Genomic DNA, 21186 nt, shown 5'->3' on the forward strand with positions numbered 1-21186 from the left:
GTCAGACCTTCGCGGGGACCAGCGCCGTCACCGACGAGTCCGCCACGCCGAGGCGGCGGGCGGTGTCCAGCAACTCGCCCAGCGGGCCGGAGTCCGGTCCGCCCTGCTGGATGAGCCGCATGAGCAGCGCCGACACGGTGAGGTTCTTCAGGTCCTCGGTGCTGACCCCGCTGACCACGCCGGCCAGGTCCTGCATCAGACTGGCGGACCCGTTCAGGTACGGCGCGGTCAGGGACTTGGCCACGCCGGAGTGCTCGACGAACCCGTCGACCACCTTGCCCGCGGTGATCGAGCCCACCACCTTGTCGAAGAACATCGTGTCGCCGCCGACGATGTCGATGTTCGCCTTGGCCAGGCCGGCGGCCAGCACGCTCGCCTGCGCCTCCGCCACCTGGCGGGACACGTCGATCTGCTTGAGCCGCACTTCCTTGTCGGTCTCCAGCCGCAGGCGGTACTCCTCGTGCGCCCGGCTGGCGTCGTCCAGCGCCGCCATCGCGGCCGCCTTCTCCGTCAGACCCTCGGCCTCGGCCTTGAGCTTCTCGCCGATCGCGGCGGCGGCGGCCAGGGCCATCGCCTGCTCGCCCTCGGCCTGCGCCTTGAGCCGGTCGCCCTGCACCAGGGCCATCGCCCGCGCGCCTTCCGCCTCGGCCTTGAGCTTCTCGCCCAGCGCCATCGCCTCCGCGTGGCCGACCTTCTCGATCGCCTCCGCGCCCCGCTCCCTGACCTGCGCCTCGGCCAGCCCGGCCGCGGCGGTCTCCGCCTGCACGCCCTCGGCCAGCCGGATCTTCGCCCTGGCGTCCAGCTCGGCGGCCTGCTGCCTGGCCTCGGCGAGCACCAGCTCCTCGCGGGCCTTGAACTTCGAGGCGGCCTCGGCTGCCTCGGCCGCCTTGATGCCCTTGACCAGGTTCTCCTGCGCCTCGGCCTCGGCAGCGATGATCACCGCCTGGCGGGTGCGCTCGGCCTCCTCGACCACGCGCAGCCGCTTGATGGCCTCCTCCTGCTCGGCCACCGTCTTGTCCACCGCGATGCGCTCGCGCACCACCTCGGCGATCGACCGCTTCTCGGTCTCGACCTCCTTGTCCTTGGAGATGCGCGACAGCTCGGTCTCCCGTTCGCGGGCGATGACCTCCAGCATGCGGTCCTTCTCGATCCGCTCGGACTCGATCGCGATCACTCGCTCGCGGTTCTTCTCCGCCACGGCCACCTCGCGGGCCCGGTTCTCCTGCTGTACGCCGAGCTGCTCGTCGGTCTTGATGTTGGCCGCCGTCGCCCGCAGTCGCTCCTCGGCCTGCACGCGGGCGATCTCCGCCTCCTCGCGGGCCCGCATGGTCTGGATCTCGCGCTTCTGCTTGGCCTCGGCGTCGGCCTGACGCCGCTCCAGCTCCAGGATGGCCTCGCGGGCGTCCACGTTCTGGCGGGTGATCTCCTTCTCCTCGGTGCGCTGGAACTCGTTCGTGCGCACGTGCTCGATCGCCGTCAGCTCGGTGATCTTACGGATGCCCTGGGCGTCGAGGATGTTGCTCTTGTCGAGCGACGTCAGCGAGGTCTGCTCCAGGTAGTCGATGGCCGCGTCCTCCAGGCTGTAGCCGTTGAGGTCGGTGCCGATGAGCCGGATGATCTCGTCGCGGAACTCGTCCCGCTTGGTGTAGAGGTCCACGAAGTCGAGCTGCTTGCCGGCGGTCTTGAGCGCCTCGGAGAACTTGGCGTTGAACAGCTCTTGCAACGTCGACTCGTCGCTGGCCCGGACGGTGCCGATGGCCTGGGCGACCTTGATGACGTCTTCAGCGGTCTTGTTCACCCGGACGAAGAAAGTGATCTTGATGTCGGCCCGGATGTTGTCCATGCAGATCAGCCCCTCGCGGCCGGTCCGCTCGATCTCGATGGTCTTCACCGAGATGTCCATGGTCTCGGCCCGGTGCACCACGGGGAGGACGATGGCGCCGGTGAACGTCACGTCCACCTTGTTGACCTTCGAAATGATCAGCGCCTTTCCCTGTTCGACCTTTCTGAACAGGCGGCTGATGACGACGAGGAGACCGATGATGACGACAAGGACAACAGCGAGGAAAATCGCGAAACCGGTGGAGATGACACCCATCAGAGCTCACTTTCGTAAGGCATGACCCAGAAGAACTCGCCGTCTGCGTCGTATTCGAAGATCAAGGCGTTGTCGCCGCGCGCGAGGTGATCCTGGCCGGTCGTCCTCACCTGGACGACGGCGGAGGAGCCGTCGGCGGCGGTGACCTCGGCCTGGCCGAAGTCGTGCGTCGCCTGCCCGGTGCGGATCACGCACATCCGGCCGACGAAGTCCCCGCGCGAGGGGAGGCGCTCCTTGGCGAGCAGCCGCCGCAGCGGGCTGAGCAGCGCACGGGTGCCCAGCCAGCCGCCCGCGAGGGCGACGGCCGGTACGGCGAGGAGCAGGGATCCCGGCACGAACCGGCTGCCGATCAGGCTCAGCAGCCAGGCCATCGCGATCAGCAGGGAGAGCGTGACCCCGGCCGGCACGCCGCCGAATCCGAGCCACGGCGCGTCGGGGCCGTCAAGGCCGAACAGGCCGGTGATGACCACGGCCCAATATCCGACGACCACGATCAGCGGAAAGCTGAAAAAGACCGTCGGAAAGCTCATCGCGACGTGCAGGAACTCGCTCAATACTCGGTGCCCCGTCCCCCGGTGCCTGTCCGTGTCGGACTATATCTAGATAAAGGGCGACTAAAGAAGAAAGTTCCCGAATGGTTAGACGGCTGACCTCAACCGCACTTGAGGAAGCAGGCTGGGCCGCATGAGCGAAGAGATGATGCGGGCCGCGGCGTTCGCCGCCTTCGGCGGTCCCGAAGTGTTGCGGGTGATGGAGCTGCCGGCCCCACAGGCAGGACCCGGCCAGGTGCGTGTGAAGGTCAGGACGGCGGGCGTACAGCCCTTCGACGCCGCTGTGCGCGGCGGCTGGACCCCGCCCGGCCTGACCGGCGGCCTGCCGCGCATTCCCGGCAACGAGTTCGCCGGCGTGGTGGACCAGGTGGGCGAGGACGTGACCGGGGTGCCGCTGGGGGCGGAGGTGCTCGGCTTCTCGGTGCTGAACAGTTACGCCGAGTGCATCGTGGTGGACGCCGGGGACGTGACCGACAGGCCCGCCGGGCTGCCTTGGGAGGTGGCGGGCGGGCTGACCGCCGGCGTGCAGACGGCCGAGATCGCGCTCGACGGGCTGGCCGTGGGGCCGGGCGACACGCTGCTTGTGCACGCCGCCGCCGGCTCCGTCGGCACCGCCGCCGTCCAGATCGCCAGGATGCGCGGCGCCACCGTGATCGGCACCGCCCGCGAGGAGAACCACGACTACCTGTGGGACCTCGGCGCGACCCCCGTGACGTACGGCGACGGCCTGGCCGACCGGGTGCGCGCCCTGGCGCCCGACGGGGTGCACGCCGCGCTCGACGGCGCGGGCGGGCACGCGCTGGAGGTCTCGCTGGAGCTGGTCAAGGACCCCGACCGGATCCTGACGCTGGTCGAGCACGGCAAGGCCGCCGCCCTGGGCGTACGGACCACCCAGGGAGTCCGTACGGCGGAGCGCCTGGGCCGCTATGCGGACCTGTACGCCACCGGGAAGCTCAAGTTCCCGGTACGCAGGACGTACGAGCTGGACAGGGCGGCGGACGCGCACAGAGAGATCGAGGCCCGCCACGGCAGCGGCAAGATCGTCCTCCGGATCGGCTGAGAGGCCCGTTCCCTGCCTACTGGCGGTGGGTCATCGCCTCGGCGATCGCCAGCTGGATCTCGTCGAGGCCCGGCTCGCCGTCCTCGATGCTCCACAGCGAGTTCTGCAGCGCCCGGCCCAGGGTCCACCCGGCCGCCCGCTGCCGATCGAGGCCGAGCAGGTCGACCATGAGGTCGAAGCGCCGCAGCACCGCCCGCCGCACGTCCCCGGTGGCGACCACGTCGTCCCACCGGTTGTCCAGCGCGGGCATGAGGTCGAACCCCGGGTCGCCGGCCAGCGGCTTGGGGTCGATGCTCAGCCACGGCTCCCGCTCCCCGGCCAGCACGTTGTCGTAGTGCAGGTCCCAGTGCAGGAGCCGGTCGCCGGGCTCGGACACCAGCTCGCCGACCGCCCCCGCGCACACCCGCAGCCAGTGACGCTCGCGCTCGTCGCCCAGCGCGGCCAGCGCCTTCGGCACGTCGTCGAGCATGTCCTGGGCGATGTCCCCCAACCGGCGCGGCATCCCGGCCGGCGCGGGCACGGCCACCAGCCGGCCGAGCAGCCCGGTGAGGATCTCCAGCGCCTTCATGTCGTCAGGCAGCGCGGACAGCGGCCGGGCGGCGTCCAGCCGCTCCAGCAGCAGGGCGCCCGTGCAGGGGTCCTCGTCGAGCAGCAGCACGGACGCGTCTCCGGCCCAGGCGCGCAGTCCGGGCCCCTCGGTCGCGTTCTCGTCCGTGACGGGCTGCAGCTTCAGCGCCGCAGGGGTGCCGTCGGCCCGCACCACCGGCAGCACCAGCGACACGACCCCGTGCCTCGGCTCCCCGTCGAGCCGCAGCTCCCATTCCCCCAGATAACGCTCCGCCAGCGCGGGCAATCCCGCCGACCAGGCCCGTCCTGCCTCGCCGTCCTGCTTCACATGGTTCGCTGTCAGCGCCGGGGGCACCACGATCGTCATCGATTCAGTCTGGAGCAGAGTGGCCGCCGAACGCGACGGAGTTTCCGCCGAACCCGAAGTGGCCAGAGACTATGTAGAATTAATCTACGTAGAATGCTTCTACCTAGGATGGTGACGGTGGCGGGATTCATCGGCAGGGAGGCGGAGTTGCGTCTTCTCGCCAAGCGTCTTGACCGCATGGCTCAGACTGGGGCCGGGGTCGCGGTCGCCTTGCGTGGACGTCGTCAGGTCGGTAAGTCGCGCTTGGTGCAGGAGTTCTGCGACCGTGCCGGAGTCCCGTACGTGTTCTTTACAGCGATCAAGGGAGCGTCCCCGGTCGAGTCGATCGCCTCGCTGCTCGGAGAACTGGCCGAGTCATCACTTACGGCGACACGGCGGGAACTCCTGCCCAGCGGAGTGACTGGAGGCTGGCCGGACGCGTTCCGGGCCCTGGCGTCTGTGCTGCCCGAGAGCCCGGCGATCGTGGTACTGGATGAGATGCCGTGGCTCGCCGAGCAGGATGCGCTGTTCGAAGGAGCGTTGCAGACCGCATGGGACCGGTTGTGGTCCACCCGTCCGGTTTTTTTGATCTTGCTGGGCAGCGATCTGCACATGATGGAGCGGCTGACGGCCTACGACCGCCCCTTCTACGGACGCGCGGACAACATGGTGCTCGGCCCCCTCAATCCCGCCGAAACCGCGCAGGCCCTCGGACTGGACGGCTCGGACGGCATCGACGCGCACCTGCTCACCGGCGGGCTGCCGGGCATCATCCGCAGCTGGCCCCAGGGGCTGAGCGCACGGGACTTCCTCCTGCGGGAAAGCGACGATCCGGCGACAAGCTTGTTCGGTGTGCCGGAGTCCGCATTGCTGGCCGAGTTCCCCGCACCGGACCAGGCGCGTCGCGTGGTGGAAGCGGTCGGCGGCGATAACCGCACCCATGCCAACATCGCGGCCGCGGCCGGCGGCAGGCAGGGCAGCATCGCGTCCGGATCGCTGTCACCGCTGCTCCGGAAGCTCACCGAGGAAAAGCAGGTCATCGCGGTCGATCACCCGCTGGCGACCCAGGCGGGGAAGCCGGCGTTGTACCGGGTCGCGGACAGCAACCTGCGCTTCTACCTCGCCATGGGCCGGGCCATTCAGGAACAGGCACGACGAGGACGCCCCAACGCCGGCATGAGGATCTTGACGCGGCGATGGAGCAGTTGGCGTGGGCGGGCGGTCGAACCGTTGGTCCGCGAGGCGCTGGAGCGCGCGGCCGTGGCCGGCGAGCTGCCCTGGCCCGAGATCGGAGTCGTCGGAGGCTGGTGGAACCGGAACAACAATCCGGAAGTCGACCTGGTGGCGGCGGACAAAGGCCCGATCGCGGACCAGATCTATTTCGCCGGATCGGTCAAATGGCTCAATCACGCGTTCGACGGCCGCGACCTCGACACGTTGCGCCGTTCGGCTGAGCACATCCCAGGATTCGAGCGCGAACGCTGTGGACTGGTCGTCGTCTCACAGTCCGGTGTCACGTTCGACCCCGGTGAGGTCGACCTGGTGTGGGGACCGGATGAGGTCCTGCGTGCCTGGGCGCCCGGCTAGTAGTGCCAGGGGTACGGTGACCAGTCGGGCTCGCGCTTGTCCAGGAACGAGTCGCGGCCTTCGGCGGCCTCGTCCGTCATGTAGGCCAGGCGGGTCGCCTCACCGGCGAACACCTGCTGTCCCACCAGTCCGTCGTCGACCATGTTGAAGGCGAACTTCAGCATCCGCTGGGCCGTCGGCGACTTGCCGTTGATCTTGCGGCCCCACTCCAGGGCCACCGTCTCCAGCTCCTCGTGCGGCACGACCGCGTTGACCATGCCCATCCGGTGGGCGTCCGCGGCGGAGTAGGTGTCGCCGAGGAAGAAGATCTCGCGGGCGAACTTCTGCCCTACCTGGCGGGCCAGGTAGGCGGAGCCGAAGCCGCCGTCGAAGCTCGCCACGTCGGCGTCGGTCTGCTTGAACCGGGCGTGCTCGGCGCTGGCGAGTGTGAGATCCGCCACAACGTGCAAGCTGTGGCCGCCGCCCGCGGCCCAGCCGGGCACCATGGCGATGACGATTTTGGGCATGAACCTGATCAGCCGCTGCACCTCGAGAATGTGCAGGCGGCCGGTCGAGGCCGTGCCGTCGGCGTACTGATAGCCGTCCTTGCCCCTGATGCGCTGGTCGCCGCCTGAGCAGAACGCCCAGCCGCCGTCCTTGGGCGACGGGCCGTTGCCCGTCAGCAGGACGCAGCCGACGTCGGTGGTCTGGCGGGCGTGGTCGAGGGCGCGGTAGAGCTCGTCCACGGTCTGCGGCCGGAAGGCGTTGCGCACCTCCGGGCGGTTGAACGCGATCCGCACAGTGCCCTGGTCGACCGCCCGGTGGTAGGTGATGTCGGCGAAGTCGAAACCGTCGACGACCTGCCACGCCTTGACATCGAAGAGCTCGGAGACCATGGGCCAGAGCCTAACCGATGGGTGCTCTGGCCCGTCTTCGCGGCCTAGGTGACCTCCGCCCGGAGCTCGGCGAGCAGCTGGCCCTGGTCGGCGAGCATGTCGGTCAGGATGCGGCGGGCGGTGCCGAGCAGGTCGGCGAGCTCTGGGGTGGCCAGGGTGTAGACCACGGTGCTGCCGTCACGGATGGCGGTCACGATGCCTGCCCTGCGCAGGACCGCGAGCTGCTGGGAGAGGCTCGATGCCTCGATGTCGATCTGGGCCAGGAGCTCCCTGACGGGCAGTGGCCCTTCCTGGAGTAGCTCCAACACTCGGATGCGAGCGGGGTGGCCGAGAGTTCGGAAGAAGTCGGCCTTGGCCTGGTTGACCTCCACGTGCATAGTGCCAGACTAATCCAGCGCAGTTGCATAATTCTTCAAGTCGTAACGTTGTTGGATAGCATGACAGCGGGGACTAGGGAGTAGCCATGGGCCGAGGAAGAGCCAAGGCGAAGCAGACGAAGGTCGCTCGCCAGCTGAAGTACACCAACCACAACATCGACTATGACCGGCTCCGCAAGGAGTTGGGCGCCGACGACGATCGGGATGAGATGCGCTCGGCTACGGCGTCCGAGCAGGATAGTGAGCGCGCGCAATAACGCGCGTGAGTCGTGCGGGAGCGAAGGTGACGTTCGCGAGCCGCCTGGCCTCGGGCGCCGGATCCGGTGCCGTGAGCTCCAGGCGGTGCAGCACTTCGCGGATGATGACCCGCATCTCCAGCAGTGCCAGCTGCGCGCCGACGCAGAAGCGACGGCCGCCGCCGAACGGCATCCAGGCTCTGCTCTGCGGCCCGTCGAGGAAGCGTTCCGGCCGGAACTCCTCCGGCGACGGGAAGGCCGCCGCGTCGTGGTGCACGAGCGGGATCGACGGTCCGGCGTACCATCCGGCCGGGATCTCGTACTCACCCAGCCGCAGCGGCGCGTCGAGCAGCCGGGGCGCCTCGTAGACGACGGGCCGGACGCGTAGCACCTCCTTGACCACCGCGTCGAGATAGGCCTCGTCGTCCGGCAGCCGTCGCAGCACCTGCGGCAGGCGCAGCAGCCGCTCGAAGGCCCAGGCCAGGCCGGTCGCCGTGGTCTCGTGCCCGGCGATCAGCAGCGTGATCAGCTCGTCGCGCACCTCCTGGTCGCCGAGCCCGGTCAGCAGCAGCCTGCTCAGCACGTCGGTGCCTTCGGGCTCCTTCCGGCGGCGGGAGATCTCCTCGAACAGGAGCGCGTCGACGGCGGCGCGCAGCTTGAGGAAGCGCGCGTACGGCGAGAACGGCACGCGGGCCATCGGCCCGCGCATCCTGGGCGGCAGCATCGCCACGGACATGGCCCCGCCGCCGTCGATCAGCGGGGGGAGCAGCGTCCGCAGCCGGTCGATGCGCCCGGCGTCGCGGATGCCGAAGACGAGCCGGATGATGATCTCCAGCGTGATCTCCTGCATGCGGTCGCGCAGCGTGAACGGCTCGCCGAGCGGCCAGGTGGCGATCTTCTCGGCGGCGATGGCCGCGATCTCGTCGTGGTAGCCGGCGACCTGCCTGGCGCGCAGGGGCGGGGTGAGCGACTTGCGATGCTCCGCCCAGGCGTCGCCGTCCAGCGTCAGCACCGAGTGGGCGCCCACCAGGGGTTCGAGGAAGTCCCGCCGGGCCTCGCCGGCCCGCCCGCCGCCGGAGTCCGTCCGGTAGACCTGCTCGGCCAGCTCCGCCGTGGCGACGTACACCTCTGGCGGGAAGCCGGGGTAACGCATCGTGAAGACCGGGCCGTACCTGCGATGACAGCTCTCGAACAGTCCTGCCGGGTCTCTGGTGAACCACGCCATCTGCGCCAGGGCGGGGAGTCGGGGACCGGGTGGCAGCATTTCGTGACCTCCAATATATGTACGTACGTCATAGACGCTTGTATACATCTGTAGCATGGATCCTGTGTCACGAAAAGAGGCCCGCGAGAGACTCCTGGCAGGAGCGGTGGTCTGCCTGGAGGAGAAGGGTTACGCCCGCACCACGGCGCGCGACCTGGTCGCCGCGTCGGGGACCAACCTGGCCTCCATCGGCTACCACTTCGGCGGTAAGGACGCCCTGCTCCACGAGGCCATCGCCGACTGCTTCGAGGCGTGGACCGAGCGGGCCGAGCGGACCATCTTCGACAGCGGCGGCGTCAGCACCCCCCGCGAGCTGCTCGTACGCGCCCTGACCGCGCTCGTGGACGTGTTCGAGGAGATGCGTCCTCAGCTCGTCGTCTGCATGGAGGGCTATCCCGCCGCCCTGCGCGAGAGCGTGCTACGGGAGAAGCTGGCCGCCGCCTACGCCAAGAGCCGTCAGGCGGGCGTGGGCATGCTCCACCGGGCCGCCGCCGAGTTCGGCGTCCAGCTGCCCGTCGCGCCCGAGGTGCTGGTCTCCGTGCTGATCGCGATCTCCGACGGCCTGATGATCCAGTGGTTCCTCGACCCGGCGAGCACCCCCGACGCCCACCAGGTCGTGGAGGCGCTCGCCGCCCTGTCGCTGATCAGCGGCTGACGCGCTGTGTCGCTGGTCAGCGGCTAACGCGCCGTGTGCGCGAGCAGTACCCCGGCCAACTCCTCCACCACCTGCGGCGCGATCAGGTGGCCCATGTCCTGGACCATCAGCAGCCGCGCCCCCGGGATCCGCTCGGCGATGATCGCGCCGTGCCCCGGCTTGGCCGGCTCGTGCGTGCCCTCGATGACCAGCGTCGGCGCCTTCACCTGGCCGAGGACCCCTACCGGCTCGAATCCCGGGTTCTCCGTCCCGGCCCGGCGGTGGTTCACCAGCGCGGAGAGGTCCCTGGCCCGCTCGTGCACCCGCTCGGCCAGCCGCCGTTCGGCGTCCTCGTCGAACGGCAGCGCGGTGCCGTTCAGCACCCGGGCCTCGGCGATCATCCGGTCGATCTCCTCACCCCTGGTCGTCGGCGGCGTGCCCGTGATCAGCTCGGTGAAGCAGGCCACGAACTCCGGCGTGGGCGGCGGCAGGCTCCCCTCCGGCTGCGGCTCGCCCATCAGCGCCCGCATGATCACCTCACCCTCGCCCATCCCCAGCGGCGACGCGCCGACCAGGGTGAGCGTCAGAACCCGCGCCGGCCGCTCCACGGCCACGATCTGGCTGATCAGCCCGCCCGCCGAATGGCCGACCAGATGCACGCCCGTCAGCCCGTACGCGTCCATCACGCGCAGCACGTCGTCCTTGAGATCCAGCCAGCTGTACGGGTTCGCGTCGAAGTCCACGGTGCCCGACCTGCCGGTGTCGCGGTGGTCGTAGCGGATCACCCGGCGACCGCCCGCGACCAGCCGCCCGACGAGCTCGTCCGGCCACATGATGCCCTGGGACATCGAGCCGGCCACCAGCAGGACCGGCGGGTGGGCGGGGTCGCCGAACTCCTCGGTGTAGAGCTCCACGCCGTCGATGTCGATCAGTTTCGTTTGCATGCCCACAGCCTGCCCGCGGCCGCCCCCGGTGCCTTCCGTAGAACTACTGGCCACTACAGAAGCCGGGCGAGTTCGGTACGGCTGGTGATGCCGAGCTTGGGATAGATCTTGTACAGGTGGTACTCGACCGTGCGCGGGCTGAGGAACAGCTGGACCGCCACCTCCTTGCTCGACGCCCCCTCCGCCACCAGCCGCGCGATGCGCAGCTCCTGCGGCGTGAGCGCGGCCCACACGTCGCTCGCCGGCCTCTCGGCCGCCTCACCCGCCGCCCGCAGCTCGGCGAGCGCGCGCCGCGCCCACGGCTCCGCGCCCACCCTCTGGAACGTCTCCAGCGCCGCCCGCAAGTGCCCCCTCGCCTTCCCGGGCAACTGCGCACGACGCAGCCGCTCCCCGTAGAGCATGGCCGTGCGCGCCCCCTCGAACGGCTCCCGATGCAGCCGCAGCGCCTCCTCGAAGTCCTCCGCGTCGCCGTCCAGCAGCCCCCGGCAGCGCAGCCGCAGCGCCCGTGACTCGGCGGTCCTGGCCTCGGCCGCCCACCGCTCCAGGCCCTCCAGCGCCGCCCGCGCCGCCTCGATCTCACCCGCCGCCACTGCCGCCTCCACCCGGTCAGGGGTGGTCCGCCACACCACGGTCGGATGCCCCGCCCCCGGCCCGGCCCGCGTGATGGCCACGAAACGGTCATGCGCCGCGGCGAACCTGCCCAGGCCCAGATCCAGCATGGCCAGCGCGTACGCCGCCACCCCCGCCCGCAACCCGACCCGATGCGGCACCGCGATCGCCAGCGCCTGCTCGCCGTACCGCCGGCAGGCCTCCTCCTCGCCGCGCAGCGCCGCCACCACCGCCAGGTTGGCCAGGTGCGCCGCCTCCGAGTTCCGGTAGCCCGCCTCACGGGCCAGCGCCAGCCCCTCCTCGGCGATCGCGGCGCTCTCGGCCAGCCGTCCCTTCAGCCGCTCGGCCGTGGAAAGGTACTCCAGCACCACCGGAAGCTGTCCCGCCATCCCGGACACCCTGGCCACCCGCCCCGCCTGCCCGACCAGCTCGGCGGCGACGTCGGCCTCACCCAGGTACGAGGCCGCCGCGGACGCCCACAGGAACTCGGCCGCCTCCTTCAGCTCAGGCGTGTGCTCCAACGCCCCCCGCAGCAGCTCCCCACCGCTGCCGTCCTCCAGCATCGCCCCGATCCCGACCACCACGTCCCGCACGAACCCCCGCGGGAACCCACGCGCCCGGCGCCCGATCTCCACGATGGCGCCCACATCGCCCACACAGTTCGCGGCCTCGCACGCGTCGGCCAGTATCCCCATCCCACGCCCGGCCGCCAGCATCCGCAGCGCCTCGGCGGCGTCGCCGGAATTGAGCTCGAACCGCCCCCGCAACTGCCCGATCTCCTCAACCAGCCCCTCCCACCCCCTCCCCGCACCGACGCCCGCACCCGTCGTCGGGCCCGCGGCCGAGGCTCCGCCCGAGGAGGCGGCGAGGGTTACGGCGGGATTCGCGGCTTGGGATATGGCGGGATTCGGGGCCGAAGGTACGGCGCGACTTTCGGCCGGGGGTGCGGCGGTGGCGGGCTCGGCTGCGCGGGTGATATGCGCGAGGTCGCGGGCCTCCGCGAGGTAGGTCTGGGCTTGGCCTGGGCGGCCACCGAGCCAGGCGGCCGCGGCCGCGTCCTTGTAGCGCCGGGCGCGGGTCAGCGGGGCCGGGGTGAGCTCGGCCGCCCTGGCCAGGGCGTTGGCCGCGTCGCCGTACCCACCCCTGGCCCGCGCCCGCGCCGCGGACGCGGCCAGGGCGGCGGCCACTGTCTCGTCCTGCCCCACGGTGGCGGCCGCCAGGTGCCAGGCACGCCTGTCACCCTGCACCAGGCCGGCCAGCGCCGCGTGCGCCCGCCGGAGCTCCACCGAGCTGACCGAGGCGTGCACCGCCGACCTGACGAGCGGATGCCGGAACCGTACGCTTTCCCCAGAAACGCTCACCAGCCCGGCGCTCTCCGCCTCATGCAGCCCCGCCATCGCGAGTTCAGCCGGCGGAGACGGCCGATCGCGGAGCTCCGAAGGATCGCCGATGGTCTTCGCGGGCGGCAGGTCGTTGCCTTCCCCGTGCGGAAGGTCGCCGCCCGGGGAGGTGCCGTCGGTGGCGAGGTGGGCGGCGGCGCGCAGGGCCAGGGCGAGATCGCTCTCCAGGGAGGCGATGAGCATGACGTCACGGGCGGCCCTGGACAGGCGGGCGACCTGCTCGCCGAAGAGCTGCTCGCCACCGGGCAACGGGTCGGGCAGCGGCGCGTGACCGGTGAGCTGGTCGGCGCTCAGCAACGCCACGGTCTCCCCGAGGACCAGCGGGTTCCCACCGGTCAGCGACACGAGCTGAGCCCGCACCCCGGGCGCCACCACCGCCTTGGCGTTCAGCAGGCTGACCGCGCTCTCCAGGTCGAGCCCGCCGACGCGCAGCTCCGGCACCCCTGCGCAGTGGCCGCCACCTCGTACGGCCAGCAGCATCGACACCTTCTCCGTCCGGAGCCGCCTGGCCGCGAACAGCACCGCGTCGGCCGAGGCCCGATCGAACCACTGGAAGTCATCGACGAGGCAGAGCACACCACCGGGCCCACCCACCCCACGCACCCCACCACCGGCCGCAGCCTCGGCGAGCAGCGAGAACACCCCCGCTGAAACGAGGAACCGGTCCTCGCTCGGCGCGGCCAGCCCGAGCGCCCCCGACACGGCGTCGCGTTGCGGCCCCGGCAGCATGCCGAGCAGCCCGGTCACCGGCCGCAGCAGCTGATGCAGCGCCGCGAACGCCAGGTCGGCCTCGCCCTCGACCCCCTGAGCCCGCAACACCACCACCGACGGCCTGTCCGCCTCCGGCGTGGCCATGTCCTCCACACGCGACGCCGCCAGGTCGAGCAGCGCCGACTTGCCGACCCCCGCCTCGCCACGCAACACCAGCGCACGCCCTGAACCGGCTGCCGCCGCACCGATCAGGTCGTCGATCGCGGCAGTCTCCGCCCCCCTGCCATAAAGCATGACAACGACCCTATAAGTCGTATCTCGCCACAAACCTCACGGCCATCAGCACCCGCGCCGACGTCCGCGGCCGCCTGGGCGTGGGAGAGCGCGCCCCCGGTTGGTGGGAGCGCGCTCTCACTGCGGATCATGACATCTTTCGCGAAGCCTCATCCGCCGCGCTGGACATCGTCGTCGCACCGGCCTGGTCCGCCGTCTCCATCGTCCTGTCGGACTTCTCGCCGGCCCAGCGTGAGGCGTCGGACGCGGACTCCTTCATGTGTTCGGTCCACTGCTGGGCATTGCGGCGGTAGAACATGTAGCCCACCGCTCCCAGCGCAAGACCGGTCATCAGGGTGAACATGGGCCAGCGCCGGGACCTCGGCCTGGCCGGATTCACCTTGTCCGCTGCCGCGGTCAGCACGTAGCTGACCTTCGGGGCGAGTTGGTCCTCGACCCGGTGCGCGGCGTTCTCTAGCCTTGGTGCTGCCCAGTAACGGGCGTCTTCCATACGCCGGTTGGCGACCATCTTTGCCTGATCCGCCATCGGCGCCATACGTCGGCCGGTTCGCACGGCCTGGGCCTTCATCCGGCCCGTCCACGTGGTGGGTACCTCTATGGCCACGCGGTGTCTTCTTAGTGTCAGGGACACGTCTACCTCCCCTGTCGTTGGGGCCCCGCGCCTGACCTTCCCGGTAGGAGGCGGCTCAATCATGACGACCCGTGGGAGGATGGCTTGAGCGGCCTAACGGCCATAGGCGTCAAAACCGTACAGACCAATCCCGTATATAGAGGAAGGCAGCTGTCTCGTGGCTGAGAAGCTGATCGCAAATCTGCAGACCAATCATGGCAACATCAAGGTCGAACTTTTTCCCAACAAGGCGCCCAAGACGGTGCGAAACTTCGTCGAGCTCGCCGAGGGCAGCCGCGAGTGGACCCACCCGGAGACCGGTGAGAAGAGCACCGACCGCTACTACGACGGCACGATCTTCCACCGGGTGATCCCGGACTTCATGATCCAGGGTGGCGACCCGCTCGGTCAGGGCGTCGGCGGTCCGGGCTACGAGTTCGACGACGAGATCTACCCGGGCCTCTACTTCGACCGCCCGTACCTGCTGGCCATGGCCAACGCCGGGATCCGGTTCGGCAAGGGCACCAACGGCTCGCAGTTCTTCATCACCAGCGTGCCCACGCTGCCGCACCTCAACGGGAAGCACACCATCTTCGGTGAGGTGATCGAGGGGCAGGAGGTGATCGACGCGATCTCCAAGATCCGCACCGGCCGCAACAACCGCCCGGTGGAGGACGTCGTCCTGCAGTCGGTCACCATCGATCGCGTCCAGGCCTGATCCGACCGGACCCGAGAGCGGGCGAAGGGGCCGCCCGTGCGGCGGCCTCCCCCCAGCCCGGCCCCGGGCTCGCGGCCGGCGTACAGCCTGTGGCGTAAGGGAAGCCGAGCCGACGCGGCACGGTCGCCGCTGCCATAGGCTGCGGTCATGACCAGCCAGCCGCCCAGCACGCCTTCGCAGCCCGAGCAGCCAGCGGAGGCGGTGCCGACGTGCTATCGGCATCCTGGCAGGGAGACCTGGGTTCGCTGCCAACGGTGTGACCGGCCGATCTGCCCCGACTGCATGCGTGATGCCGCCGTGGGGTTCCAGTGTCCCGAGTGCGTGGCCGAGGGCAACAAGGGCATGCGGCAGGCCAGGTCCACCTTCGGTGGCTCGGTCGTGACCACGCCCTTCGTGACCTGGGCCCTCCTGGCCGTCAACGTGATCGTGTTCGGCGCCCAGCAGCTCCCGGAGCTGGGCATCACCGAGCGGCTGGCGATGTGGCCGGCCGGGGTCGCCGTGATGGACGAGTACTACCGGCTGATCTCCGCGGCGTTCGTGCACGGCGGAGTTTTCCACATCCTGTTCAACTGCTGGGCCCTCTACATGGTGGGCCCGTACCTGGAGCGGGCCTTCGGGCACACCCGTTTCCTGGCCGTCTACATGGTCAGCGCCCTGGGCGGCTCGGTGATGGTCTTCTGGCTGAGCGAGATCAACTCGGCGACCGTGGGCGCGTCCGGGGCCATCTTCGGGCTGTTCGCCGCGATGTTCGTGGTGGGCCGCAAGCTGAACACGGAGGTGCGCGGCATCGCCGCGCTCATCGCGATCAACCTGGTCATCACGTTCATCGTGCCGGGCATCAGCTGGACCGGCCACGTGGGCGGCCTGATCACCGGGGCGGCGCTGGCGGCAGGCATCACCCTCGCCCCCAAGAACAACCGGACCCTGTGGCAGGTGCTGGCGATCGGGGGAGCGCTGGCCATCCTCGTGGTGCTCGTGCTGGTCAGAGATGCCACGATCCTCGATGCTCTGCGCTGACGTCCCCAGCTGTGGAAAAGCTGTGGAAAAACTAACGCCAGCGGGTGGAGAGCACCACACCGAAGATGATGAAAACAAACCCGATCAGCAGATTCCAGTTCTGCAGATCGCCGATGAAGGGTGCCGTGGGCGCCACATAGTAGGTGGCGATCCACAGGATGCCGATGATCCATGACGCGACCATCGTGGGCGCCAGCCAGCGGGGGCTGACCTGCACCGTCTGGGACTTCTGCGGCGGGGTGTAGACCGCCTTCTTGCGAGCCTTGGACTTGGGCACTGGATAACTCCTGCTGAGGGCCTGGGCTTCCGGATCGCCACAGGCTCTTCGTTAAGGGTAGTCGTAGCGTGCCCCAGGATAGTCGCCACGCGCGCGACATGGCGATCCCGGGGATCACGATCGCGCACGCATACGCTGGCCGGGTGCGGGCCACGTTGCGGACCGTGGGGGAGCTGAGCGTCACCGCGGGCCTGATCCTGACGCTGTTCTGCGCCTACCTGCTCTGGGGCACCGGCGCCTACACCGCGAGCCAGCAGTTGCTGCTCCAGAGGGAGCTGGCCGCCGCGAGCGCGGGGCGGATCGAGAAGATCGAGCTCGGCGGGGCGCTGGCCATGCTGCGCATCCCGAGGCTGGGTCGCGGTTACGAGTACGCCGTGGTGGAGGGCGTGGACGCCGAGCACCTGAAGAGGGGGCCGGGCCACTACCCCGGCAGCGCCCTACCCGGCGAAATAGGAAATTTCGTGATCTCGGGGCATCGGACCACGTATGCCGCGCCGTTCAAGCGCATCGACGAGCTGGAGCGCGACGACGAGGTCATCGTCGAGGCCCGCGAGGCCCGCTACACCTACCGGGTGACCTCGCAGGACATCGTGGAGCCGGACGAGGTCGAGGTGATCGCCCCCGTCCCCGGCAAGCCCGACATCCGGCCCATCCGCGCCTACATCACCTTGTCCACCTGCCATCCGGAGTACTCCGCCGCCCAGCGGCTCATCGTCTACGGCGTGCTCAAGCGGACCGAGCTCAGGAAGGAGTGAGATGTACGCCTGGCTGTGGCGCAAGCTGCCCGGCGGCACCGCCACCAAGCTGCTGGGGGCCGTGGTGCTGGTCGCCGTCGCGGTGGTCGTACTCTGGTATGTCGTGTTCCCGCTATGGGAGCCGGCAGTGACGCTCGACGAGGTGACCGTACGCAGATGAGCCGTGTGCTGGTGGTGGACAACCACGACAGCTTCGTCCACACCATCGTGCAGTACCTACGCGCGCTGGGGGCCACCTGTGACGTGCGCTCCCGTGACGACGTGCGGGTGGCCGACGCCGGCGGCTTCGACGCGGTGCTGGTCAGCCCCGGCCCCGGCACGCCGGAGGCGGCCGGTGTGAGCATCCCCCTGGTCCACCACGCGGTCGAGCGGGGACAGCCGCTGCTGGGCGTCTGCCTGGGCCACCAGGCCATCGCCTGCGCCTTCGGCGCCACGGTCTCCCGCGCTCCCGAGCTCGTGCACGGCGGCACCAGTGACATCTCCCACGACGGCAAGGGCGTCTTCGCCACGCTCCCCTCGCCCGTGCGGATGACCCGCTACCACTCGCTGGCCGTGCTCCCGGAGACCGTGCCCGACGAGCTGGACGTGACCGCGCGCACTGACGACGGCGTCATCATGGGGCTGCGCCACCGCACCGCGCCCATCGAAGGCATCCAGTTCCACCCCGAATCCGTGCTCTCCGAACACGGCCACCGGCTGCTGGCGAACTGGCTGCAGGCCATCGTGTAACGAACAACTGCCGCGAAACGACTCAGAGTTGAGCGCCCCCGCCGTCGCCCCCGAACGGCGGGGGCGCTTTCCGCTGTCCGGCACGGGCCTGAGGCGCACGTACGGCGTCCGCGGGGACACGCGAAGGCCGCCACCCCCAGAGAGGGGATGGCGGCCCTCAGTCGCCTGTTCAGCCGTCTGTCTAGCCGCCCAGGCCGTTGTCGCCGAACGGGTCGTCGCCCGGCGGCTCGTCCTGGGTCGGGAAGTCGTCCGTGGGCGGCTGGCCCGTGTCGTCCGTCGGCAGGCCGTCGTCGGTCGGGAAGTCGCTCGTCGGCTCGTCCGTCGGAGTAGTCGGCGCCGCCGGCCCCTCGGAGACCACGATCGTGACGGTCATCCGCGGGGAGAGCTTGGCGCCCTCGCCGGGGTTCTGCTGGATGACCGTGCCCTCGGCCTGCTGGTCGGGCTGCTTGCGCACCTGGACCTTGAAGCCCGCGCCTTCGAGCACCTGCTTGGCGTCCTGCTCGGTGAGGTTGAGGACGCTCGGGACCTCGGCCAGCTCCTTGGGGATGTAGAGGGTGACGGTGCCACCCTTCTCGACCTCGCTGCCGGCCTTCGGGTCGGTCTGGAAGACCTTGCCCTGCGCCCTGCTGGACGCCTTGGTCTTGACCGAGCCCTTCAGCCCCGCTTCCGTGAGGAGCCGGTTGGCCTCGTCGGTGGTGAGGCCGATGAGCCCGGCGGGCACCTTGACCTTCTCCTGGCCCTTGGAGACGTACACCTTGACGCTGGCGCCCTTCTCCACCTCGACGCCCGCGGCCGGGTCGGTCTTGATGACCGTGCCCTTGTCGCTGTCGCTGAACTCCTCGATCACCTCGGCCTTGAGTCCAAGGGTCTGCAGCTCCGTCTGGGCGTAGTCGAGCTGCTGGGTGGCCAGGTCGGGCACCTTGATCGCGGCGTCGGTCGTCGTGCTGGCGCCACCACTGCTGAAGACCACGTAGCCCACGGTGATGAACGCACCGATGATCAGCAACGGGATGATGATCCAGGCCGCGGTCTTGATCGCGTTGTTGCCGCCGCCATTGGCCCTACGCCGCCCGCCACGACCGCCGCCGCCGTCGTCGTACTCGTAGTCCGGCAGCGCGCCGGAGCGCTGGGTGGCCGGCCCGGCGGCGGACTGGGTCGCCGTCATCATCCGGGTGCCCTGGGCCTGGCCGTAGTTGCCGCCCATCGTCATCGTCTGCGCGTCGACGGGCATGCCGGACATGGCCCGCTGGATGTCGGCCCGCATCTCGCCCGCGCTCTGGTAGCGGTGGGCGGGGTCCTTGGCCATGGCCTTCAGCACGATCGCGTCGGCCCACGCGGGGATCTCCGGGTCGATCTGCGACGGCGGGATCGGGTCCTCGCGCACGTGCTGGTAGGCGATCGCGACGGGGGAGTCGCCGGTGAACGGCGGCTGGCCGGTGAGCAGCTCGTAGAGCAGGCACCCGGTGGAGTAGATGTCGCTGCGGGCGTCGACCCGCTCGCCGCGCGCCTGCTCGGGCGACAGGTACTGGGCGGTCCCTATCACCTGCGCGGTCTGCGTCATGGTGGCGGCGGAGTCGGCCATCGCACGCGCGATGCCGAAGTCCATCACCTTGATCTCGCCGCCGGTCGTGATCATCACGTTGGCGGGCTTGATGTCGCGGTGCACGATGCCGCCGCGGTGGCTGTAGTCGAGCGCGCGCAGGATGCCGTCGACCAGCTCGACCGCGCGCTCCGGCAGCAACCGCCGATCGGCGCGCAGCAGGTCGCGTAGCGTCCGGCCGTCGACGTACTCCATGACGATGTAGGGCACGGGGGTGCCCTCGGTGACGTCCTCGCCGGTGTCGTAGACGGCGACGACGGCCGGGTGGTTCAGCGACGCCGCCGACTGGGCCTCTCGACGGAAGCGGGCCTGGAAGGTGTGGTCTCTTGCCAGGTCCGACCGGAGAGTCTTGATCGCGACTATTCGGTCCAGCCGGATGTCTCGGGCGCGATACACCTCGGCCATGCCGCCGCGCCCGACGACACCGTCGAGCTCGTAGCGACCTCCGAGTAGCCGAGGCTGAGTCATTTCCTGCACTGTCCCTTACCGTTCATCTTGTGGCCGGCCTGCTCGGGGGGCGGCCGCCGGTGTCCATCATCGACCCGTTGGCGCATCACGTCTCCTCCTTCGGCGGGTTCGTTTCACCCGGGTCCGGCGAGGCCGAAGGTGTCGCTGTCGGCGTCGTAGTTGGCGTTGGGGTCGGTGTGGGGGTCGGTGTACGGGTGGCGGTCGGGGTCGGTTTCGGCGTCGGCCGTCTCGTCGGAGTTGCCGACTTGGTAACCGTAGCCGACCGTGAGGGTACCGGCCTTGTCGACTTCACCGTAACAACTGGAGGGCGACGGGTCTGTGTCTTAGTACGTGATGGTTTGTGCTTCGGGGTCGCGGCGCCGCCCGCCGGCTCCGCGGGCTCCGCGGTGGGGGTGGGCATGGGAGCCGGCGTCACCTGCGGAGAGGTGAACGCGAAGGCGCCGAATCCGACCGCCGCCACGCATCCGGCGGTGGCGGCCAGCGCCAGGGTGCGGCCGACCCCGCGCCGCCGTGGCCGGGGAGCGGCTTTCTGCACCACCGTGTCCGCCGTCGGCCCGGCCTCGGTGACCTGCCCGGCGTCCGGCTCCGGCGGGCGAACCGTGAAACCGGACGGATCGGTCAGCATGCTCAACTCGGCGCCCGGCGAAACGCCCGCCAGCGACTCGCGCAGCACGTACGCGCGGTCGGCCAGCTCCAGCGCGGAGCCGGGGCGCTGGGCGGGGTCCTTGGCCAGCAGCGCCAGCACGAGCTGCCGCACCGGTGCGGGCACGTCCACGCCCAGCGGCGGCGGCTCCTCGTTCAGGTGCTGCAGCGCGATCGCCACCGCGCTGTCCGCCCGGAACGGAGTCCGCCCGGACAGGCACTCGTAGGCCACGACGCCCAGCGAGTAGAGGTCGGTCGCCGGTGTCAGCGGCAGGCCCTGAGCCTGCTCGGGACTGACGTACTGGGCGGTGCCGAGCACCGTGCCGGTCTGCGTGACGGGCGCCGCCTCCATCGCGCGGGCGATGCCGAAGTCGGTCACCTTGATGGCGCCCTCGGGCGTGACGAGCAGATTGCCGGGCTTGATGTCGCGGTGGATGATCCCGGAGGAGTGCGCGACATGCAGCGCCTTGGCCGTCTGGTGCAGCACGTCCAGGGCCACCTCGGGCCCGAGGGAGCCGTTGCGGGTCAGGATGGCCGACAGCGGCTCGCCGTGCACCAGCTCCATCACCAGATAGGCCAGGTCGCTGTGCTCGCCGTAGTCGAAGATCTGGGCGATGCCGGGGTCGGCCAGGCCGGCGGTGATCCTCGCCTCGTTGCGGAAGCGCTCGCGGAACCCGGGATCGGCGTAGATGTGGCTGCGCAGCACCTTGACCGCCACCTCGCGGCCGAGCAGCTCGTCGCGGGCACGCCAGACCTCCCCCATGCCGCCCGTGGCTATGGGGGAGAGCAGTTGGTAGCGGTTACCGAGCCGCATGGT

The 21186-nt window shown here is 70.1% G+C and carries 21 protein-coding genes; 9 read left to right on the top strand and 12 right to left on the bottom strand.

Annotated features, from left to right (window positions below):
* Nucleotide 1: 1 nt before the first annotated feature.
* Nucleotides 2–2098: a flotillin family protein gene (locus ACTMTF_RS33185; protein WP_441114219.1), complete on the bottom strand. Its 2097-nt coding sequence runs from the start codon at nt 2096–2098 to the stop codon at nt 2–4.
* Nucleotides 2098–2652 carry a hypothetical protein gene (locus ACTMTF_RS33190; RefSeq protein WP_441114220.1) on the bottom strand — a complete coding sequence of 185 codons (555 nt, stop codon included), beginning with the start codon at nt 2650–2652 and terminating at the stop codon, nt 2098–2100. The genes ACTMTF_RS33185 and ACTMTF_RS33190 overlap by 1 nt, the downstream gene beginning before the upstream one ends.
* A 130-nt stretch (nt 2653–2782) precedes the next feature.
* Here ACTMTF_RS33190 and ACTMTF_RS33195 point away from each other — a divergent pair, with 130 nt between their 5' ends.
* On the top strand, nt 2783–3709 hold the full coding sequence (locus ACTMTF_RS33195) for an NADP-dependent oxidoreductase (protein WP_441114221.1): 927 nt from the start codon (nt 2783–2785) through the stop codon (nt 3707–3709).
* A gap of 16 nt (nt 3710–3725) precedes the next feature.
* Here the strand turns inward: ACTMTF_RS33195 and ACTMTF_RS33200 are convergent, their stop codons facing one another.
* Nucleotides 3726–4643, bottom strand: a complete 918-nt coding sequence (locus tag ACTMTF_RS33200) for an aminoglycoside phosphotransferase family protein (protein WP_441114222.1) — start codon at nt 4641–4643, stop codon at nt 3726–3728.
* Nucleotides 4644–4760: 117 nt separating this feature from the next.
* Here ACTMTF_RS33200 and ACTMTF_RS33205 point away from each other — a divergent pair, with 117 nt between their 5' ends.
* On the top strand, nt 4761–6209 hold the full coding sequence (locus ACTMTF_RS33205; protein ID WP_441114223.1) for an ATP-binding protein: 1449 nt from the start codon (nt 4761–4763) through the stop codon (nt 6207–6209).
* Here ACTMTF_RS33205 and ACTMTF_RS33210 read toward each other — a convergent pair.
* Together ACTMTF_RS33210 and ACTMTF_RS33215 are read right to left on the bottom strand one after the other, a co-directional pair.
* On the bottom strand, nt 6206–7084 hold the full coding sequence (locus ACTMTF_RS33210; RefSeq protein WP_441114224.1) for a 1,4-dihydroxy-2-naphthoyl-CoA synthase: 879 nt from the start codon (nt 7082–7084) through the stop codon (nt 6206–6208). The genes ACTMTF_RS33205 and ACTMTF_RS33210 overlap by 4 nt on opposite strands.
* Before the next feature lie 44 nt (nt 7085–7128).
* Nucleotides 7129–7461 (bottom strand): ArsR/SmtB family transcription factor, encoded by a 333-nt coding sequence (locus tag ACTMTF_RS33215; RefSeq protein ID WP_397015776.1) that lies wholly within the window; start codon nt 7459–7461, stop codon nt 7129–7131.
* Nucleotides 7462–7547: 86 nt separating this feature from the next.
* Between ACTMTF_RS33215 and ACTMTF_RS33220 the strand changes: the two genes are divergently transcribed.
* Nucleotides 7548–7718 (top strand): DUF3073 family protein, encoded by a 171-nt coding sequence (locus ACTMTF_RS33220; protein ID WP_397015778.1) that lies wholly within the window; start codon nt 7548–7550, stop codon nt 7716–7718.
* Here the strand turns inward: ACTMTF_RS33220 and ACTMTF_RS33225 are convergent.
* Entirely contained in the window at nt 7681–8961 is a 1281-nt protein-coding gene (locus tag ACTMTF_RS33225) for a cytochrome P450 (RefSeq protein ID WP_397015780.1), read from the bottom strand. The two genes, ACTMTF_RS33220 and ACTMTF_RS33225, sit on opposite strands and share 38 nt — an antisense overlap.
* Before the next feature lie 64 nt (nt 8962–9025).
* Between ACTMTF_RS33225 and ACTMTF_RS33230 the strand changes: the two genes are divergently transcribed.
* Nucleotides 9026–9616 carry a TetR/AcrR family transcriptional regulator gene (locus ACTMTF_RS33230; protein ID WP_397015782.1) on the top strand — a complete coding sequence of 197 codons (591 nt, stop codon included), beginning with the start codon at nt 9026–9028 and terminating at the stop codon, nt 9614–9616.
* 23 nt (nt 9617–9639) lie between these two features.
* Here ACTMTF_RS33230 and ACTMTF_RS33235 read toward each other — a convergent pair whose 3' ends face one another.
* The 3 genes from ACTMTF_RS33235 to ACTMTF_RS33245 all read right to left on the bottom strand — a co-directional run bounded on the left by ACTMTF_RS33235 (nt 9640) and on the right by ACTMTF_RS33245 (nt 14121).
* Nucleotides 9640–10539, bottom strand: coding sequence for an alpha/beta fold hydrolase (locus ACTMTF_RS33235; protein WP_441114225.1), 900 nt, complete (start codon nt 10537–10539; stop codon nt 9640–9642).
* Between the two features lie 53 nt (nt 10540–10592).
* Nucleotides 10593–13553 carry a LuxR C-terminal-related transcriptional regulator gene (locus ACTMTF_RS33240; protein WP_441114226.1) on the bottom strand — a complete coding sequence of 987 codons (2961 nt, stop codon included), beginning with the start codon at nt 13551–13553 and terminating at the stop codon, nt 10593–10595.
* Nucleotides 13554–13680: 127 nt separating this feature from the next.
* A complete protein-coding gene (locus ACTMTF_RS33245; protein WP_441114227.1) occupies nt 13681–14121 on the bottom strand; it encodes a hypothetical protein in 441 nt (146 codons plus the stop codon).
* 220 nt (nt 14122–14341) lie between these two features.
* On the opposite strand from ACTMTF_RS33245, the gene ACTMTF_RS33250 reads away from it, so the two are divergent.
* Complete coding sequence (locus tag ACTMTF_RS33250) at nt 14342–14881, top strand: peptidylprolyl isomerase (protein WP_441114228.1); 540 nt, start codon at nt 14342–14344, stop codon at nt 14879–14881.
* 282 nt (nt 14882–15163) lie between these two features.
* Nucleotides 15164–15898, top strand: coding sequence for a rhomboid family intramembrane serine protease (locus ACTMTF_RS33255; RefSeq protein ID WP_441114229.1), 735 nt, complete (start codon nt 15164–15166; stop codon nt 15896–15898).
* 31 nt (nt 15899–15929) lie between these two features.
* Here the strand turns inward: ACTMTF_RS33255 and ACTMTF_RS33260 are convergent, their stop codons facing one another.
* A complete protein-coding gene (locus tag ACTMTF_RS33260) occupies nt 15930–16175 on the bottom strand; it encodes a cell division protein CrgA (RefSeq protein ID WP_397015794.1) in 246 nt (81 codons plus the stop codon).
* Between the two features lie 143 nt (nt 16176–16318).
* On the opposite strand from ACTMTF_RS33260, the gene ACTMTF_RS33265 reads away from it, so the two are divergent.
* The 3 genes from ACTMTF_RS33265 to ACTMTF_RS33275 are packed head-to-tail and all read left to right on the top strand — an operon-like array spanning nt 16319 to nt 17659.
* Nucleotides 16319–16930: a class E sortase gene (locus tag ACTMTF_RS33265; RefSeq protein ID WP_441114230.1), complete on the top strand. Its 612-nt coding sequence runs from the start codon at nt 16319–16321 to the stop codon at nt 16928–16930.
* Between the two features lies 1 nt (nt 16931).
* Nucleotides 16932–17090 carry a hypothetical protein gene (locus tag ACTMTF_RS33270; protein WP_397015798.1) on the top strand — a complete coding sequence of 53 codons (159 nt, stop codon included), beginning with the start codon at nt 16932–16934 and terminating at the stop codon, nt 17088–17090.
* Complete coding sequence (locus tag ACTMTF_RS33275; RefSeq protein WP_441114231.1) at nt 17087–17659, top strand: glutamine amidotransferase-related protein; 573 nt, start codon at nt 17087–17089, stop codon at nt 17657–17659. Before ACTMTF_RS33270 ends, ACTMTF_RS33275 begins: the two co-directional genes overlap by 4 nt.
* A 181-nt stretch (nt 17660–17840) precedes the next feature.
* Here the strand turns inward: ACTMTF_RS33275 and pknB are convergent, their stop codons facing one another.
* Nucleotides 17841–19727: a Stk1 family PASTA domain-containing Ser/Thr kinase gene (gene pknB / locus ACTMTF_RS33280; RefSeq protein WP_441114232.1), complete on the bottom strand. Its 1887-nt coding sequence runs from the start codon at nt 19725–19727 to the stop codon at nt 17841–17843.
* 85 nt (nt 19728–19812) lie between these two features.
* The gene (locus ACTMTF_RS33285) at nt 19813–21183 is read right to left on the bottom strand and encodes a protein kinase domain-containing protein (RefSeq protein WP_441114233.1); all 1371 of its coding nucleotides are present in this window, start codon (nt 21181–21183) and stop codon (nt 19813–19815) included.
* Between the last annotated feature and the right edge of the window lie 3 nt (nt 21184–21186).

It is taken from the genome of Nonomuraea sp. ZG12 (assembly GCF_052068115.1).
Lineage (GTDB): Bacteria > Actinomycetota > Actinomycetes > Streptosporangiales > Streptosporangiaceae > Nonomuraea.

What these genes read in the sequence shown, in the direction of transcription:
- ACTMTF_RS33185 (WP_441114219.1), bottom strand. Translation starts at nt 2,098, where the DNA reads ATGGGTGTCATCTCCACCGGTTTCGCGATTTTCCTCGCTGTTGTCCTT.
- ACTMTF_RS33195 (WP_441114221.1), top strand. Translation starts at nt 2,783, where the DNA reads ATGAGCGAAGAGATGATGCGGGCCGCGGCGTTCGCCGCCTTCGGCGGT.
- ACTMTF_RS33200 (WP_441114222.1), bottom strand. Translation starts at nt 4,643, where the DNA reads ATGACGATCGTGGTGCCCCCGGCGCTGACAGCGAACCATGTGAAGCAG.
- ACTMTF_RS33210 (WP_441114224.1), bottom strand. Translation starts at nt 7,084, where the DNA reads ATGGTCTCCGAGCTCTTCGATGTCAAGGCGTGGCAGGTCGTCGACGGT.
- ACTMTF_RS33215 (WP_397015776.1), bottom strand. Translation starts at nt 7,461, where the DNA reads ATGCACGTGGAGGTCAACCAGGCCAAGGCCGACTTCTTCCGAACTCTC.
- ACTMTF_RS33220 (WP_397015778.1), top strand. Translation starts at nt 7,548, where the DNA reads ATGGGCCGAGGAAGAGCCAAGGCGAAGCAGACGAAGGTCGCTCGCCAG.
- ACTMTF_RS33225 (WP_397015780.1), bottom strand. Translation starts at nt 8,961, where the DNA reads ATGCTGCCACCCGGTCCCCGACTCCCCGCCCTGGCGCAGATGGCGTGG.
- ACTMTF_RS33235 (WP_441114225.1), bottom strand. Translation starts at nt 10,539, where the DNA reads ATGCAAACGAAACTGATCGACATCGACGGCGTGGAGCTCTACACCGAG.
- ACTMTF_RS33240 (WP_441114226.1), bottom strand. Translation starts at nt 13,553, where the DNA reads ATGCTTTATGGCAGGGGGGCGGAGACTGCCGCGATCGACGACCTGATC.
- ACTMTF_RS33245 (WP_441114227.1), bottom strand. Translation starts at nt 14,121, where the DNA reads ATGAAGGCCCAGGCCGTGCGAACCGGCCGACGTATGGCGCCGATGGCG.
- ACTMTF_RS33255 (WP_441114229.1), top strand. Translation starts at nt 15,164, where the DNA reads ATGCGTGATGCCGCCGTGGGGTTCCAGTGTCCCGAGTGCGTGGCCGAG.
- ACTMTF_RS33270 (WP_397015798.1), top strand. Translation starts at nt 16,932, where the DNA reads ATGTACGCCTGGCTGTGGCGCAAGCTGCCCGGCGGCACCGCCACCAAG.
- ACTMTF_RS33275 (WP_441114231.1), top strand. Translation starts at nt 17,087, where the DNA reads ATGAGCCGTGTGCTGGTGGTGGACAACCACGACAGCTTCGTCCACACC.
- pknB (WP_441114232.1), bottom strand. Translation starts at nt 19,727, where the DNA reads ATGACTCAGCCTCGGCTACTCGGAGGTCGCTACGAGCTCGACGGTGTC.
- ACTMTF_RS33285 (WP_441114233.1), bottom strand. Translation starts at nt 21,183, where the DNA reads ATGCGGCTCGGTAACCGCTACCAACTGCTCTCCCCCATAGCCACGGGC.